17 protein-coding genes are annotated in these 14,835 nt (G+C 58.3%); 14 read left to right on the top strand and 3 right to left on the bottom strand.

From position 1 onward, the window contains the following. Positions 1-15: 15 nt before the first annotated feature. The 9 genes from P0D96_RS26120 (at position 16) to P0D96_RS26080 (ending at position 7,709) form a co-directional block, all read left to right on the top strand. Positions 16-1,191 carry a UxaA family hydrolase gene (locus tag P0D96_RS26120; RefSeq protein ID WP_408178646.1) on the top strand — a complete coding sequence of 392 codons (1,176 nt, stop codon included), beginning with the start codon at positions 16-18 and terminating at the stop codon, positions 1,189-1,191. A gap of 146 nt (positions 1,192-1,337) precedes the next feature. Next, positions 1,338-2,609: a C4-dicarboxylate transporter DctA gene (dctA, locus tag P0D96_RS26115; protein WP_408178647.1), complete on the top strand. Its 1,272-nt coding sequence runs from the start codon at positions 1,338-1,340 to the stop codon at positions 2,607-2,609. 98 nt (positions 2,610-2,707) lie between these two features. Next, entirely contained in the window at positions 2,708-3,427 is a 720-nt protein-coding gene (locus P0D96_RS26110; RefSeq protein ID WP_408178648.1) for a succinate dehydrogenase/fumarate reductase iron-sulfur subunit, read from the top strand. Further along, positions 3,427-3,774: a succinate dehydrogenase/fumarate reductase transmembrane subunit gene (locus P0D96_RS26105; RefSeq protein ID WP_408178649.1), complete on the top strand. Its 348-nt coding sequence runs from the start codon at positions 3,427-3,429 to the stop codon at positions 3,772-3,774. The genes P0D96_RS26110 and P0D96_RS26105 overlap by 1 nt, the downstream gene beginning before the upstream one ends. Next, the gene (sdhC, locus tag P0D96_RS26100; protein WP_408178650.1) at positions 3,774-4,127 is read left to right on the top strand and encodes a succinate dehydrogenase, cytochrome b556 subunit; all 354 of its coding nucleotides are present in this window, start codon (positions 3,774-3,776) and stop codon (positions 4,125-4,127) included. Before P0D96_RS26105 ends, sdhC begins: the two co-directional genes overlap by 1 nt. A gap of 48 nt (positions 4,128-4,175) precedes the next feature. Beyond that, complete coding sequence (locus P0D96_RS26095; protein ID WP_408178651.1) at positions 4,176-5,051, top strand: fumarate hydratase; 876 nt, start codon at positions 4,176-4,178, stop codon at positions 5,049-5,051. Positions 5,052-5,055: 4 nt separating this feature from the next. Then, positions 5,056-5,670 (top strand): fumarate hydratase C-terminal domain-containing protein, encoded by a 615-nt coding sequence (locus P0D96_RS26090; protein ID WP_408178652.1) that lies wholly within the window; start codon positions 5,056-5,058, stop codon positions 5,668-5,670. Further along, positions 5,667-7,424 carry an L-aspartate oxidase gene (locus P0D96_RS26085; RefSeq protein ID WP_408178653.1) on the top strand — a complete coding sequence of 586 codons (1,758 nt, stop codon included), beginning with the start codon at positions 5,667-5,669 and terminating at the stop codon, positions 7,422-7,424. Before P0D96_RS26090 ends, P0D96_RS26085 begins: the two co-directional genes overlap by 4 nt. Positions 7,425-7,523: 99 nt before the next feature. Then, positions 7,524-7,709 (top strand): thiamine pyrophosphate-binding protein, encoded by a 186-nt coding sequence (locus P0D96_RS26080; protein WP_408178654.1) that lies wholly within the window; start codon positions 7,524-7,526, stop codon positions 7,707-7,709. Between the two features lie 167 nt (positions 7,710-7,876). Here P0D96_RS26080 and P0D96_RS26075 read toward each other — a convergent pair whose 3' ends face one another. Further along, positions 7,877-8,452 carry a TetR/AcrR family transcriptional regulator gene (locus P0D96_RS26075; protein ID WP_408316179.1) on the bottom strand — a complete coding sequence of 192 codons (576 nt, stop codon included), beginning with the start codon at positions 8,450-8,452 and terminating at the stop codon, positions 7,877-7,879. A gap of 129 nt (positions 8,453-8,581) precedes the next feature. Here P0D96_RS26075 and P0D96_RS26070 point away from each other — a divergent pair, with 129 nt between their 5' ends. The 3 genes from P0D96_RS26070 to P0D96_RS26060 all read left to right on the top strand — a co-directional run bounded on the left by P0D96_RS26070 (position 8,582) and on the right by P0D96_RS26060 (position 10,846). Then, positions 8,582-9,316: an SDR family NAD(P)-dependent oxidoreductase gene (locus P0D96_RS26070; protein ID WP_408178656.1), complete on the top strand. Its 735-nt coding sequence runs from the start codon at positions 8,582-8,584 to the stop codon at positions 9,314-9,316. Positions 9,317-9,420: 104 nt separating this feature from the next. Further along, on the top strand, positions 9,421-10,020 hold the full coding sequence (locus P0D96_RS26065) for an NADPH-dependent F420 reductase (RefSeq protein ID WP_408178657.1): 600 nt from the start codon (positions 9,421-9,423) through the stop codon (positions 10,018-10,020). 202 nt (positions 10,021-10,222) lie between these two features. Next, a complete protein-coding gene (locus P0D96_RS26060) occupies positions 10,223-10,846 on the top strand; it encodes an MlaC/ttg2D family ABC transporter substrate-binding protein (protein WP_408178658.1) in 624 nt (207 codons plus the stop codon). Positions 10,847-11,051: 205 nt separating this feature from the next. Here P0D96_RS26060 and P0D96_RS48740 read toward each other — a convergent pair whose 3' ends face one another. Further along, positions 11,052-12,416: a hypothetical protein gene (locus P0D96_RS48740; protein ID WP_408178659.1), complete on the bottom strand. Its 1,365-nt coding sequence runs from the start codon at positions 12,414-12,416 to the stop codon at positions 11,052-11,054. A 64-nt stretch (positions 12,417-12,480) separates the two neighbouring features. On the opposite strand from P0D96_RS48740, the gene P0D96_RS26050 reads away from it, so the two are divergent. Next, positions 12,481-12,969, top strand: coding sequence for an NUDIX domain-containing protein (locus P0D96_RS26050; RefSeq protein WP_408178660.1), 489 nt, complete (start codon positions 12,481-12,483; stop codon positions 12,967-12,969). A gap of 228 nt (positions 12,970-13,197) precedes the next feature. On the opposite strand, the gene P0D96_RS26045 is transcribed toward P0D96_RS26050, so the two are convergent. Then, a complete protein-coding gene (locus tag P0D96_RS26045; RefSeq protein WP_168790669.1) occupies positions 13,198-13,686 on the bottom strand; it encodes an Lrp/AsnC family transcriptional regulator in 489 nt (162 codons plus the stop codon). Positions 13,687-13,802: 116 nt separating this feature from the next. Here P0D96_RS26045 and P0D96_RS26040 point away from each other — a divergent pair, with 116 nt between their 5' ends. Continuing rightward, a complete protein-coding gene (locus P0D96_RS26040; protein WP_408178661.1) occupies positions 13,803-14,834 on the top strand; it encodes a histone deacetylase family protein in 1,032 nt (343 codons plus the stop codon). The last annotated feature ends 1 nt before the right edge of the window (position 14,835 follow it).

Below are 14,835 nucleotides of genomic sequence, written 5' to 3'. Positions count from 1 at the left end.
CTTGAGAGAGACATCATGAGCGTGATCAGTCTGGACACCACTTTCCGCGGCTTTCGTCGCGACAACGGCCGCGTCGGCGTTCGTAACCTTGTGATCATCCTGCCGGTCGACGATCTGTCCAACGCGTCGGCGCAGGCAGTGGAAAACAATATCAAGGGCACGATGGCCCTGCCGCATCCGTACGGCCGCCTGCAATTCGGCGCCGACCTCGACCTGCACTTTCGCACGCTGATCGGAGCGGGCAGCAATCCGAACGTCGCGGCGGTCATCGTGATCGGCATCGAGGAAGGCTGGACGAAGCGCGTCGTCGATGGCATCGCGAAGTCGGGCAAGCCGGTGATGGGCTTCGGCATCGAGCTGCACGGCGATCACGACACGATCATGCGCGCCTCGAAGGCCGCGAAAGAGATGGTGCAGTACGCCACGTCGCTCGATCGGGAGGAGTGCCCGCTGAGCGAACTGTGGGTCTCGACTAAATGCGGCGAGTCGGACACGACTTCCGGCTGCGGCGCGAATCCCACTGTCGGCAATGCGTTCGACAAGCTCTATGGACACGGCACCACACTCGTATTCGGCGAGACATCGGAACTGACGGGCGGCGAGCAGATCGTGGCTGCGCGTTGCGCGAACGACGGCGTGCGCGGACGCTTCAACTTCATGTTCGACCGCTATCAGGACATGATCAACCGCTGGAAGACGGACGATCTCTCCGAGTCGCAGCCGACCAAGGGCAACATCGCGGGCGGCCTCACGACGATCGAGGAGAAGGCGCTTGGCAACATCCAGAAGATCGGCAAGAAGTGCATGGTCGACGGCGTGCTGGACAAGGCCGAAACGCCGACGCACCCTGGTCTCTGGTTCATGGATTCGTCATCGGCGGCGGCGGAGATGGTCACGCTCTGCGCGGCCTCGGGCTTCGCCGTGCACTTCTTCCCGACGGGACAAGGCAACGTGATCGGCAACGCGATCGTGCCAGTCATCAAGATCTGCGCGAACCCGCGCACGGTGCGCACGATGAGCGAACACATCGACGTCGACGTGTCGGGCATCCTGCAGCGCGAACAGAATCTCGATCAGAGCGGCGACAAACTGCTCGAATGCATGTTGGCCACGATCAACGGCCGCCTTACCGCGGCGGAAGCGCTCGGCCATCGCGAGTTCGTACTGACGCGTCTGTTTGAAAGCGCGTAACCAACCTTGTTCACGAGGACCATCCCAGGTAAGGCGGCGCGCCTACGTATTGCACCGCCCTAAAAGAGGCGAATGAGGCGCGGCACCAAAGAACGATCTCATCGGCTCTTGGGAAGCATTGAGAGCGATGAGACAAAGGAGACACCATGCTTGGCCGCAGCTTGAGACACATCTACGTGCAGGTGCTTATCGCGATCGTAATCGGCGTTCTAATTGGTCATTTCTTTCCCACCTTCGGACAGTCGTTGAAGCCGATGTCGGATGCCTTTATCCGACTCGTGAAGATGATCACGCCCCCGCTCATTTTTACAACGATCGTTTGTGGCGCGTCGCAGATTGGTGACCTCCGGTCGTTGGGGAAAGTCGCAGGAAAGACTTTCATTTACTTCGAGGTGGTCACCACGTTGGCGCTGCTGGTCGGCATGCTCATGGTGAACCTGCTTGCGCCGGGCGAGGGTTTGAACTTGCAGGTCGGTACGACCGATACGCACGTCTTGGCCCAGTACCAGACTTCGGTGCAACACGGGAACGGTGATCTCGTCGACTTTTTGCTGCACATGATTCCCAGCAGCTTTATGAGTCCGTTCGCTTCCGGGGACATGCTGCAGATCGTCGTGATTGCGTGTCTATTTGCAATAGGGCTGTCATATTTAGGTCCGAAAGGCGAATTGCTGCTTTCCTTTTTCGAATCTGTCTCCGATGTCCTGTTTCGCATTGTCGCGCTAATCATGCGTCTTGCGCCTCTCGGTGCGCTCGGTGCGATGGGATTTGCTGTCGGAAAATACGGGCTGTCCGCACTGCACTCGTTGGGCATGTTGTTGATCACGGTCTATGTTGCAACGATCTTCTTTTTAGTTGTAGTCATTGGAACGATCTGTCGGATGAGCGGCTTCAGTCTCTGGAGGCTGATGGGTCATCTGAAGGGGGAGATATTGTTGGTGCTTGCGACCACCTCATCGGAATCCGTCTTTCCTCAACTCATCAGGAAGCTGGAAGCGCTCGGCTGTCCGAAACAGGTCGTGGGTATTGTGATGCCGATGGGATACTCCTTCAATCTCGACGGTACCTGCGTCGCTCAGGTGATTTGCGCAATGTTCATCGCACAGGCGTATGGCGTACCGATGTCCTGGGAACAACAGATTGCGCTCATGGTTCTCTCCATGATCAGTTCGAAGGGGGCCGCCGGCGTGTCAGGGGCGGGTTTCGTAACCTTGCTCGCAACATTGACCGCATTCAAACATATACCAATAGAAGGGGCGGCACTAATTCTCGGCGTTGATCGCTTCATTTCGGAGATCCGGGCGGTTACGAACATGATCGGCAATGCGGTGGCGACGCTTGTCATCTCTGGCTTGGAGAAAGAGCGCGACGAGACAAAGATGGCATTCGTACAAAAGCGACGCGCTGCGGAAACGTAGATAAAAGCTTTATCTAAAACGAGGAATTATTCGCTTTTTCTTTGCATTGCGCGGGCGCAGACTTTTTCTAGCCGATGCACAACTACACCAGAGACGACATGAGCAACAAGACATTCCGCGTGAAGGTTTGGAGGGGGCGGACCTCCGGCGAGTTGGTTTCTTACGACGTGCCACGGTTCGAAAACCAGACTGTGCTGGATGTGGTCATGTACATCCAGCGCAATCTCCAGCCCGATCTGGCCTTCCGATATGCGTGCCGGGTCGGCATGTGCGGATCATGCGCAATGAACGTAAACGGCAAGGCTCGGTGGACTTGCAGGACCCACGTATCGAAGGTTGCAGTCGAAGAAGAACTGGAGATCGCGCCGCTGTCCAATTTGCCCGTGATCAAGGATCTGGCGACGAACATGGAGCAATTCTTCGATAAATGGGCGGAAGCGAAGGGACGGTTCAAAGGCGAACGAACACGGTCCGACGACTTTAGCAAGGTGTCGCCACAAAGCAAGGAGCGCGCATCGGCCGACGCCGGCATCGAATGTATCGGTTGCGGAGTGTGTTACTCGTCCTGCGACGTCGTGACGTGGAGGCGTGACTATCTTGGACCTGCAGCGATGAACCGTGCTTGGACGCTGATGAACGACGAACGGGATGTCGAAGGCGTCGAGCGCCTGCGGGCTGTCGCAGGTGATGCCGGGTGTCACTCTTGTCACACGCAGGGCTCCTGCACGGAGCGTTGCCCAAAGCAGCTGTCGCCGACAGCAGGCATCGCAGGTTTGAAGCGGCTCGTGATGAAGGCCGCGATCGAGGGAAAACTGTGATGCAAACACTCTCTTTAAAAATGCAGGCTCGCTTGTGGTACTGGCAGCGGATGAGCGCGATGGTGCTCGCCGCCTGCGTGGTGTTGCACATCGTCGTCATTATTTATGCCGTCCACAGCGGGCTCAGCGAGCATGCGATCCTCGGACGCACACACAAGAATTGGTTCTTTGCCGGCTTTTATACGCTTTTTGTCCTGGCATGTGCAGTTCATGTGCCGATTGGCCTCTTAAGGATCGCGGAAGAGTGGCTCGCATGGCGTGGTCGTTCTGCTCATTTTGCCTGTTCGGTGGTGACGCTTGGCTTGCTCACGCTCGGCATGCGAGCAGTGACGGGGGTGATCCTGTGATGAGAAAGAACGACTTCCGGGCGAAATCCCACCCCGCGTACTGGGCCTTCATTGTCCATCGTTTGTCAGGACTTGCGCTTGCCTTCTTTATTCCAGTGCATTTCTGGGCGCTCGGCAAAACGCTTTCACATGACCGCTCACTGGATGGTTTTCTGCGTTTCACCGACAGACCACTGTTCAAGTTCGCCGAATGGGGGCTGGTCATCCTACTTTCGCTTCATCTGATGGGCGGCTTGCGCTTGCTCGCCATCGAGTTTCTGCCCTGGAGCGGTCTGCGAAAGAACTGGCTCGCACTGGGCGCCGGAGCGAGTGCCTGCACCGGCTTGGCTTTTCTCTTGGCGCTGGTTCATTGAAGTTCGTCCAACACACTACACCCCACAATCAGAGTAGGAGACGAGAAAATGAGGCTCGACCTGAACGCTGTCGAGGAGACGGCAAAGGAGCTTTACATCCGTGCGCTGAAGATCCTTCCTCCGGATGTAAAGGCTGGAATCGAAACGCTGGCATCGAATGAAACGTCGCCCATCGCTCAACGCGTGCTCGGGACGATGAAAACGAATATTCGGGTGGCGGAAGAAACTGAAAATCTCTTGTGTCAGGACACGGGAATTCCGATCTACAACGTGAGTATCGGCCGCAATGTCGAATTCGAAGGCTTCGAGTTGAAAGCAGCTATCCGCCGTGGCTGTGAGCGAGCGACAAGAGAACATCCGCTACGCTCGTCCGTGGTTCATCCTCTCTCACGAAAAAACAACCATACGTCGTGCGGCATAGAGGTGCCGGTGATTCATATCGATTTCTCGGCCGAGCCGGACCATGTGTCGCTGGAAATGGTGCCAAAGGGAAGCGGCTCCGAGAACAACTCGTTTCTCAAGATGGCGGTTCCCGCTGACGGTATCGACGCGATCAAGACCTTTGTGATCGACTGTGCGGTCTCGGCCGGCGGAAAGACCTGCCCGCCGACGATCGTTGGTGTGGGTCTTGGTGGGACGTCCGACCTTTCTGTCGCGCTCGCCAAGCGCGCTGCGACACGAGAGCTGGGCACCCATTGCGAGGATCCTGAGGGCGCGGCCCTCGAAAAAGAGCTCTCTGCGGCGGTCAACAAGCTTGGCATCGGACCGCAGGGACTGGGCGGCGACAGCACTGCGTTCGCGGTGCATATCGAACTTGCTTCCACGCATATCACGATGAATCCAATCGCGGTGAACATGCAATGTCACTCGGCTCGCCGCGCAAAAGCGGTTTTCTCGAACGAAGGCATCACTTACGGATTCTGACGCCATGGCCCATTATGAACTCGCCACTCCGGTTGACGAAGCCACGATCCGCAAGCTGCGCGTCAACGACACGGTCACGCTTGAAACAACGCTTTACGGCATCCGGGACGCAACGCAGATTCACCTGTTCGACAAGGGGCGAACGACGGACTTTGACCTGCGCGGACATGCGGTCATTCACACGGCGCCCAATGTTCGAAAGGTCCCCCCAAGCCCGGAGTACCCCGCAGGCTATCAACCTATCTGCATTGGGACGACCACCTCGGATCGCATGGAGCGCTTTACAAGGCCGCTCATGGAACAGTACGGCGTTAGGGTGATCGTCGGGAAAGGCGGCCTGCGCGACGGATCGAAGGCCGCTTTCAAAGAGCTGGGCGGTGTCTACCTTGCCATCATCGGCGGTACGGCGGCGCTCGAGACGACCTGGATCGAGAGCATCGAAGCGGTGGATCTCGACGATCTCAACCCCGAATCGCTGTGGCGATTCAAAATCAAGGAGTTCGGGCCTTTGCTCGTCGCGATGGATAGTGAGGGCACCAGTCTCTATGATGCCGTCAAGGACGATACCGCCAAGCGTCGAGCGGCTGCCCTCGAAAGCCTCGGAGTGCGTGCATCATGAACGTCAAACGAATCCAGACCGATATCCTCATTCTGGGCTCGGGCGGTGCTGGCCTCTTTGCCGCGCTGCACGCGCATCAGAACGCGCCAAAATGTTCAATTACCGTCGCTGTGAAAGGTCTTTTGGGCAAGTGCGGCTGCACCCGGATGGTTCAGGGCGGGTACAACGTCGCGCTGGCGCCCGGAGACTCCATCGAACGTCATTTCATGGACACGATTGAAGGCAGCAAGTGGCTGTCGAATCAGGAACTGGCGTGGACGTTGGTGAGCACAGCGGTCGAGCGAGTGCGCGAGCTGGAAAACGAACTCGGCTGTTTCTTCGATCGTAATCCCGACGGGTCTATACATCAGAAGGCGTTTGCTGGACAGACCTTCGATCGGACTGTTCACAAGGGCGACTTGACCGGCATCGAGATCATCAATCGCCTGGCCGAACAAGTTTGGAGTCGGGGGATCAACCGACTGGAAGAACATCGCGCGATCGAACTGATCAAGACGCCGAGCGGCGATGGCTTAGCCGGTGTGCTCATGATTGATATGCGAAGCGGCGAGTTCGTGTTCGTGCAGGCCAAAGCGGTATTGCTTGCGACCGGCGGTGGGCCGACCATGTACAAATATCACACGCCGTCCGGTGACAAGAGTTGCGACGGGCTCGCAATGGCACTGCGTGCGGGGCTGACGCTGCGGGACATGGAGATGGTGCAGTTTCATCCGACCGGACTTCTCGCAGGAAGCCATACTCGAATGACTGGCACTGTTCTCGAAGAAGGGCTGCGAGGGGCTGGAGGGCATCTTCTCAACGGTCAGCATGAGCGCTTCATGCAATCGTACGATTCCAGGGGCGAGCGCGCGACGCGTGACATCGTCTCGCGCGGGATCTATTCGGAGTTGCGTGCGGGCCGTACGTCGCCCAACGGCGGTGTGTATATCAAGATGAATCATCTTGGCCCTGAAAAGGTTCGCAAACAATTTAAAGGCATGGTAGAACGCTGCGCTGACTGTGGATTCGATCTGGCAGGCGGCGAAGTCGAAGTCGTTCCAACCGCGCACTACATGATGGGTGGCGTGGTGTTCAAGGCGGACTGTCAGACGGACTTGACCGGGCTTTTTGCCGCAGGCGAGGACACGGGCGGCGTGCATGGGGCGAATCGTCTCGGCGGTAATGGTGTTGCGAATTCGACTGTGTTTGGAGGCATCGCGGGCGACAGCATGGCGCGCTGGGTGCAGGTCAATACTAGCTATCGTGCACCCGACGAGCAGTCGATTCTCGCCGCGATCAACGAGGCAGAGCGACCGTTTGCCAGAAAGGGCAAGGACCTTGAGTCGATCCGCGAGTCACTCTTCGAATGCATGTGGAAGGATGTCGGGATCATCAGAAATGAAGAGGGGCTCGTGAAAGCACGAGACAGCCTCTCTGATATGCAGGCGAAGCTGATGGATACTGGCGTCGTCGATGGCGATCGCGCGTTGAATGCTCAGTGGCATGACTGGTTGAACCTGAGAAATCTCATCTCCGTCAGCCGCGTGATCACGGAAGCAGCGCTCGCGCGCGAAAATTCCCGCGGGGCTCACTTCCGCGAAGACTTCCCAGCGGCGGGGAATCTCGAATCTTCGGCCTTTACGACGGCGAAGCTCTCAGGAGGAACTGTGAAGATCGCGAGGCAGCCAGTGGAGTTTGTCATCGTGAAGCCCGGTGAAACGGTAATCCGGGAGGAGGATGCTACATTTTCGACGCCGCCGGTCCGGGTGACTTGAGAGTAATCAATGACAGAGACTCGTGGCGCAGACCTGACTCCGCAGACTGTGCTTCGGGATGGAGTCGGGCAGATCCTTACGGTCTAGCGCAATCACATCGTGCCGGTCTTCGGCGCGTCCTTCGAGACAGGAATCAAGCTGATACATACGAGGCACGAGGCCGTTACCGTTCACATGGCCGACTCACTGGCGCGGATGACCGGCAGAGTAGGCATGGCCGCGATCACGGGCGGTCCCGGGCACGCCAACGCTGTGTCGGCCCCCATACACGCCGTGCCTAGTTGAGTCCCGCGTGGTCCTGCTGTCCAGCCCGGCGGATAACAGCCGCTCAAAACTCCCGACACGATCAGTGCATTCGTCACCTTTGCCAGGACGTTTGTGCATAGTGTCGCCGGCGCCGGTCATAGAGGACGCCATCCGACGCAATGCAGACAACAATTCGTTGCGCTCTGTTACGTTGCCTTCTTGATATCGTTGCCAGGCCGATTTGTCAGGATGGCGCTCGTAATAACGTGAAGGAGATGATCGGCCCGTGACGCGAATGAGGGTTGGTCGACGAGCCAGCCGAGCGCCGACATCAGGGCGAACAGATCTACCCCATCCATATCGGCGCGCGCCGTTCCGTCGCCCTGAGCGCGGCGCAGTAGTCGCTCGCCTGCTTCATGCACCGCTGCACATGAAGCGTAAAGCGCGGAGTCCGGGTCCGCGTGGGCGCTCGCCATCAAGGCGACAACGCCGCTATAGCTATGAACGAATGCGACCCCTTCGCGAAACCAGGACACGAGCGCTTCGCCCGGCGGATTCGACGTTTCGAGTTCGCCTGCCTTTTGCGTCAGTGCGTCCAGATTCGCACGCAGCAACGCTTCGAACAAGGCTTCTCGCGTCGGGAAATGACGCAACACTGTGGCCAACCCGACCTCGGCCCGGCGGGCGATGTCACGCATGGATGCATAGGCGCCATTCTCGGTGACGACGTCACGTGCGACTGCAAGCAGGTGGTTGTAATTTTTTCTGGCGTCGGCCCGCATAACTTTCCTTGACAAATGGATCAGTGATCCATATATTTGAATCGGAATATGGATCACTGATCCATAAGATACAGCGCATTTGTGCAAATTGGAACAGAGACGCTGTCCGACACCACGAAAGGAGATGTCATGGGAAAGCTTGAGGGTAAGGTTGCAGTCGTCACGGGTGGATCGAGCGGCATGGCGCTGGCGAGCGCCAAGCGGTTCGTTGAAGAAGGCGCCTATGTTTTCATCACGGGCCGCAGGCAGGAGGCGCTCGACGAGGCCGTCAAGCTGATTGGCCGGAACGTGACCGGCGTGCGCGGCGACGCGGCCAATCTGGACGACCTCGACCGCCTGTTCGATACAGTCAAGCGGGAAAAGGGCAAGATCGACATCCTGTTCGCGAGCGCAGGCACGGGCGAAGCTGTCCCTCTGGGCGAGATTACCGAGCAGCACTTCGATGCGATCTTCGGTCTGAATACGCGCGGAACGCTGTTTGCGGTTCAGAAAGCGTTGCCGCTGTTCAACGATGGCGGATCGATCTTCATGACCGGGTCCGTTGCTTCGGTGAAAGGCTTTCCTGGTTATGGCGTGTATTCGGCGAGCAAGGCGGCGTTGCGCTCATTCGCACGCACTTGGCTTAACGAACTGAAGGGTAGGAATATCCGGGTGAACGTGCTGAGCCCGGGGCCGATCGCCACACCGATGCAGGACCAGGTTCTCACCGAGGAGGCGAAGCGGATGTTCGAATCCCTGATTCCGCGGGGAAAGATGGGTCGTCCTGAGGAAATTGCGACGGTCGCGCTGTTTCTTGCTTCAGACGATTCGAGCTTCGTGAATGGGGTGGAGTTGTCTGTCGACGGCGGCTTCTCGGCCATCTGAAATCGCGCCGAAAAGCGTGTAGAAGGACCTGTCAACTCGACGAAGATGATCCGATTTGGGTCGATAAATATGGATTCCTTGTCAATACGGAATGGAGAGTTCGCATGAGCTATTCAATTATTGGCTTTGGCGCGGTAGGTCAGGCACTCGCCCGAGCGTTTGCAAGAAAGAACATCGATGTGACCGTCGCCAGCCGGCGCTCTCCCGAGACGTTGATGCAGCAGGCACAAGCGATTGGCCGCACCGTTGTCCCCGGGACGCTGCAGGATGCAATCTCGTCCGACACGATCTTCCTGGCGGTACCGTTCTGGGAACATCGCGAAGTCGCGAAGCAGATCCCAGCCTGGCAGGGCAAGACAATCATCGATACGACCAATGCTTACGGTGTTCCCGTTGCAGACCTGGAAGGTCTGCCGTCGGCCGCGGTTGTCGCCAAAGCGTTTACCGGCGCCAGGTTCGTAAAGGGCTTTAACCATCTGCCCGCTGCCGTTCTGGCCGCTGATCCAAGCGTGAATGGCGGCAGCCGCGTCGTGTTTTTGTCGAGCGATGACGAAAATGCGGTGGCATCGGTCGCTGCTTTGGCCGAACAACTCGGTTTCGCGCCGATTGCGCTAGGACCGCTCAAGGATGGCGGCTTGCTTGTCCAAGGTAGGGGGAATACCTGGGGGCAACTGATCTTCAAGGATCTCGTCAAGTTCAAATAGCGGCGCCTCACGACGAAGACAGCGGCCACGCGCATCGCTAAACGCGTGCTGGTGATCTGACCGAGATTCGGTTAGTGCCTGTGAGCGAGTGCATGATGGCCTTCGGACTTGAAACAGCGACGAGTGCTGCCGCGACGCATTCGGGCGTAGATGGAGGATACTTCGTAGCAGCAAGCCAACGCGTCCAGCCAGGATTCTGCACATGAAGACACTTTCTCTACTGACTCTTTGCGCAGCGTTGTTGTCGTTCGGCGGTGCGGCGTACGCGCAAGTCGACCAATCTGAGCCTCAGCTGCTGATCAAGACCGCGACGCAACAGATACTCGACGAGGTGCGGACCCGAGCGATCGCGCCAGACGATATTCCTCGCATCATTGATATCGTAAACCGGGACATTCTTCCTTACACCGATTTTCACCGCACCACGTCACTGGCGATGGGCCGTTACTGGCGGACGGCTACGCCCGCGCAGCAGCAGCAACTGGTCGAACAGTTCAAGATGCTCCTGATCCACACCTATTCGGGTGCTATCGGTCAGCTCCGTCCAGACCAACGGATCGACTACCCGCCGATACACATCGCTCCAACCGATACGGACGTGGTGGTGCGCACGGTTGCAATCAGGAACGGCGAACCAGCAGAGATCGACTACCGGCTGTACAGCACGCCGCAGGGCTGGCGGTTGTATGACCTGAATGTGCTCGGCGTCTGGCTAATCCAGACATATCGGCAGCAGTTCAGTGACAAGATCAAGGAAAGCGGTGTTGACGGTCTGATCCAGTTTCTTGCCGAGCGCAACCAGCAGCTCGCTTCCGGCAAGCAGTAAGTGACCGCTGGGTATCATGGCGGCGGGCGCTTACCGACCGTTAAGTGACGTTCGCGAAGATCTCGCACGACACTCCAGCAAACCCGCCATGTGACGAGGCGCAGTTCCCATCTCAATGATCGGATACGCAGCGTTTGCTGGAAAGGCACTCCGTTCCGGCGGAATCTCCGGCGGCCGTGGAATACCGGTGAATTGTCGATTGAGGTCAGAGCGCCACGATCTGCCGCAAGAGTTCCAACGCTTTCATCTCGTCCAGGCGGCCGGTGCGTGCCTTACCCGCGAGCGTCTTGATCAGCGCCTCTGCTATCGGTTCAATACCTATCAGATCGTCCAGGCTCGTCACGGAAGCATAACGGTGTGGCTCCGCGATAACCTCTGTGACGGAGGCCAGCGCAGGCTGCGGGTGAGAGGCGGACGACGGGACATCGCGGTCAACAGCTTGCCGAACGTCCGGATCGGCGGCTGATGGGAGCATCGCATCCTGTTGCTCCACAACTGCCTTCGTTTCGGCGGCGACGCCCGTGTGATCTGCCTCCGACGGGTCGGTGTTTCGACGGCGCGCGGTTTTCGCTTTCTTAACCGCAGACTTTCTTGCCACCGTAGCTTCCGGTTTTAAAGCAGTTGGTAGTTCCTGCTGATCAGTCGCATGTCGACCGGACCGTGGATCTGGATCAAGCAGAGCCGAGACCGATTCAGGGATGTCTCTGACTGAACGGGGAACGTCCAGCCAACCGGTTGGCAGACCAAGACGTTCGGTGAAGCGGTTGGCTTCGGCGTCGTCCATGCGCTTCTGTCCATACAGACGATTGTCGAGGTTGGAGGCGCTGATACTCACTACTGCGCTGAGCCGCACCTTCGATCCCTTACGGTGGGTAAGCACATGCAGATTGGCACGACGGATGTTTTCCAACGCTGCGACGTCGTTCAGTGGCAACGATTGCTGAGTCCCTGACTTTGGAGACGCTTTGGCTTTCGCTGACGCAGATTTCGACGGGGGAGTCGTGGCAGGCTTTGCCCCTGCGGGATTACTCTTCGCGGCGGCCTTTGTCGAACTGCCATCTGTCCTCTTTGACATTTCTGATTCCCTGGGCAAACGATCTGTGGGGGTAGGGCGGGAATTCGCCTGTGTGGCGGGAGCCGTCTCCAATACCTGCCCGTGCGCTGATTCCGGTTCAGCATTCGGGTGAATAAAGTCGAGCGGCGCCCTCAAGCGACTGATGGTCTCGGACGGGAGGGTGGGATGAGGTTGATCGAAAAACCCATCCGGTAGCCCGAGCGTCGTTTCGATGTGGAAGGCCGTCTCAGGTGTGAATCTCTCGCCATTCATCAATTCGGTTACGCGCGTCAGGTTGGAATCGAGTCCTAGTGCGATGTTCTCCGCGCCCACTGCATCGACCAAAAATTTAAAGGAACGCGTTTTGAAAATAGACGCCGTCTGGGCCGGGTCTCGGGCAGGTGGCGCCTTTACGTATGATTTGTTCTGTCGGTAAGATGTCGTTTTTGAAGGTTGGCGCGACTGACGCGGGCCCTTGTCCCGAGATCCCGAGTATCGCCCGTGTGCTTGACTCATAAAGTGGGGCTCTCCGCCGGTGAAATCACTATCAATGCAGGGATTATAAGGGAGGGGAGACCTCATGCGGAGCCTTGAGCAAGTGCGACCAGCTATACCTATCGACTCTGTCTGGCGCATGGTGCTTCGTCTTGGATTCCCGTTCGCTCGCGCCTGGTGGCACCTTCGACGGCCTCGGCATGAGGGAGCACTAGTAGCAATCTACGTCGGGCGGGCGCTGTTACTGGTGGAGTCATCGTACCGGGCAGAGTGGAATTTTCCCGGCGGTAGTGTCCGGCCCGGTGAGACACCTGATACAGCGGCGCAGCGCGAGATGGGGGAGGAGATTGGTCTCTCGTCGTACCCATTACTTCCCGCGGGCAGCGCCTGCGGCATTTGGGATGGGCGAAGAGACCGGGTGCATTTCTTTGAACTGCACCTCGATTGCATACCCGAGTTGCGGCTTGATAATCGTGAGATTATCGCCGCGCATCTGGTATCGCCGGAGGAATTGCACGGCATCGCGCTGACAGGGGCGGTCGCTGCGTATCTCGGCAGAGATCTCTGCTGTTAGCTGGCCCTTTTCCTTTCGGGACATCTCGAGGGGTAGTTCAATGCGGCCAGCAAGCAGGGCGGAAGTCATCGAGAGAATGCTCTTCCGAACGGATATCGGACGCACGCGCGGCTAGGGCGAGGGTCCACAACGGGGTGCAGCGCGTGGTGGTCGAGCGCGCGTTGACAGCCCGCTCCGAGTTGAGTCGCAACGAGTGGCGAATCGGCAGCCCACTTTTGAGTGATGTGTTCAGGCGTCAGGAATCGGAACCCGGGACGAAAACTTCACCTCGCGTAGCGCAAGACTCGATTGTATCGACGCGATGCCCGGCTGCCGTCGTAGCACCCGCTCGACAAATTCACCGTATGCGTCCAGATCAGCGGCGACCACCTGCAGAATATAGTCCGCATCGCCTGTGATTTTGTGGCACGAGAGAACTTCCGGTCGACCGCGGATGACGGCCTCGAAGTTATCCGCGGTTTTGTCCGAGTGCACATTGAACCGGAGATGCACGAACGCAAGAAGATTCAGGCCGACCGCGCGCCGGTCGATGTTCGCCTGGTAACCGGTAATCACACCTTCGTCTTCCAGGTGCTTGCGCCGCCTCCAGCATGGCGTCACGCTCAGCGAGAGTTTCTCACCGAGTGCGGCATTCGACACGGCACCATCGTCCTGAAGCAGGCGCAACATCGAGCGGTCGACAGCGTCCATTTCTATTTTTGGGCGATTTGTGCTCATCTTTCATTCCTGTTAGACAAATTTCCCAAAATATTAGGCTTTTCCGCATCCGAAAGCAAAACCAATGCGGCCGCCGCTCAATAAACTGTTGGCTGTCTTCAACGCGGCAGTCAACCATGCTCACCATTTACAGTAGCGATCATCGCTTGCACCATGGCGTCGAACTAAAGGACGGCGCCATCTCCGATTCCTTCGAGAAGCCCCTCCGCGCCGAGACGGTGCTTGCGCAAGTGAGGGCAACCGGACTCGGCGATGTCATCAGCCCGAAGGCCTACCAATGCGCGGACTACGCAGGCGCGCACAGCCAGCGGTACGTCGACTTTCTGGCAGGAGCGTGGCACGAGTGGCTTGCAACGGGCAGAACCTGTCAGGCTCTGCCACTCGTCTGGCCCGTGAGGGGACTGCCCGGTCACGAGTTGCCCGAATTCATCGATGGCAAGCTTGGCTTCTTTTCGATGGACGCCGGTTCCCCCATCAACGCGGGTACGTGGGCCGCGATCAGTTCCAGTGCCAACTCAGCACTGACCGGCATGGATGCGTTGTTGGGTGGCGCGCGCGCCGCATTCGCGCTTTGCCGCCCGCCCGGTCACCATGCTGGTCGTGAATACATGGGCGGCTATTGTTACTTGAACAACGCGGCGATTGCGGCCCAGCATTGCATCGACGGCGGCGCAAAGCGCGTAGCCGTTCTCGACATCGACTTCCATCACGGCAACGGCACGCAAGACATTTTCTACGATCGACCTGATGTTCTATTCGTGTCGACTCATGGCGATCCCACGGTGTCCTATCCATATTTCTCGGGGCATGCCGACGAACGTGGCGTCGGCGCGGGAGAGGGTTTCAACCTGAACCTGCCCCTTCCGAGGGGAACGGCCTGGGAAGGCTTCGACCACGCGCTGCGCCACGCCGGCACGGCGATCGGGCAGCATGCACCCGACGCACTGGTCATTTCTCTTGGGGTCGACACGTTCGAAGACGACCCCATCAGCCACTTCCGCCTGCGCACGCCAGACTATCTGCGCATCGGCGAGGCGATCGCAAGCTTCAACGTCCCCACGCTTTTCGTGATGGAGGGCGGATATATGGTCGACGAGATTGGAATCAACGCGGTCAACGTTCTGTTGGGCTTTGAAGGCAGAGCCTGAT

Source organism: Paraburkholderia sp. RL17-347-BIC-D, from assembly GCF_046027915.1.
GTDB lineage: Bacteria > Pseudomonadota > Gammaproteobacteria > Burkholderiales > Burkholderiaceae > Paraburkholderia.
The sequence above is the reverse complement of the archived record's forward strand: the minus strand, read 5'-3'. Positions and strand labels throughout refer to the sequence as shown.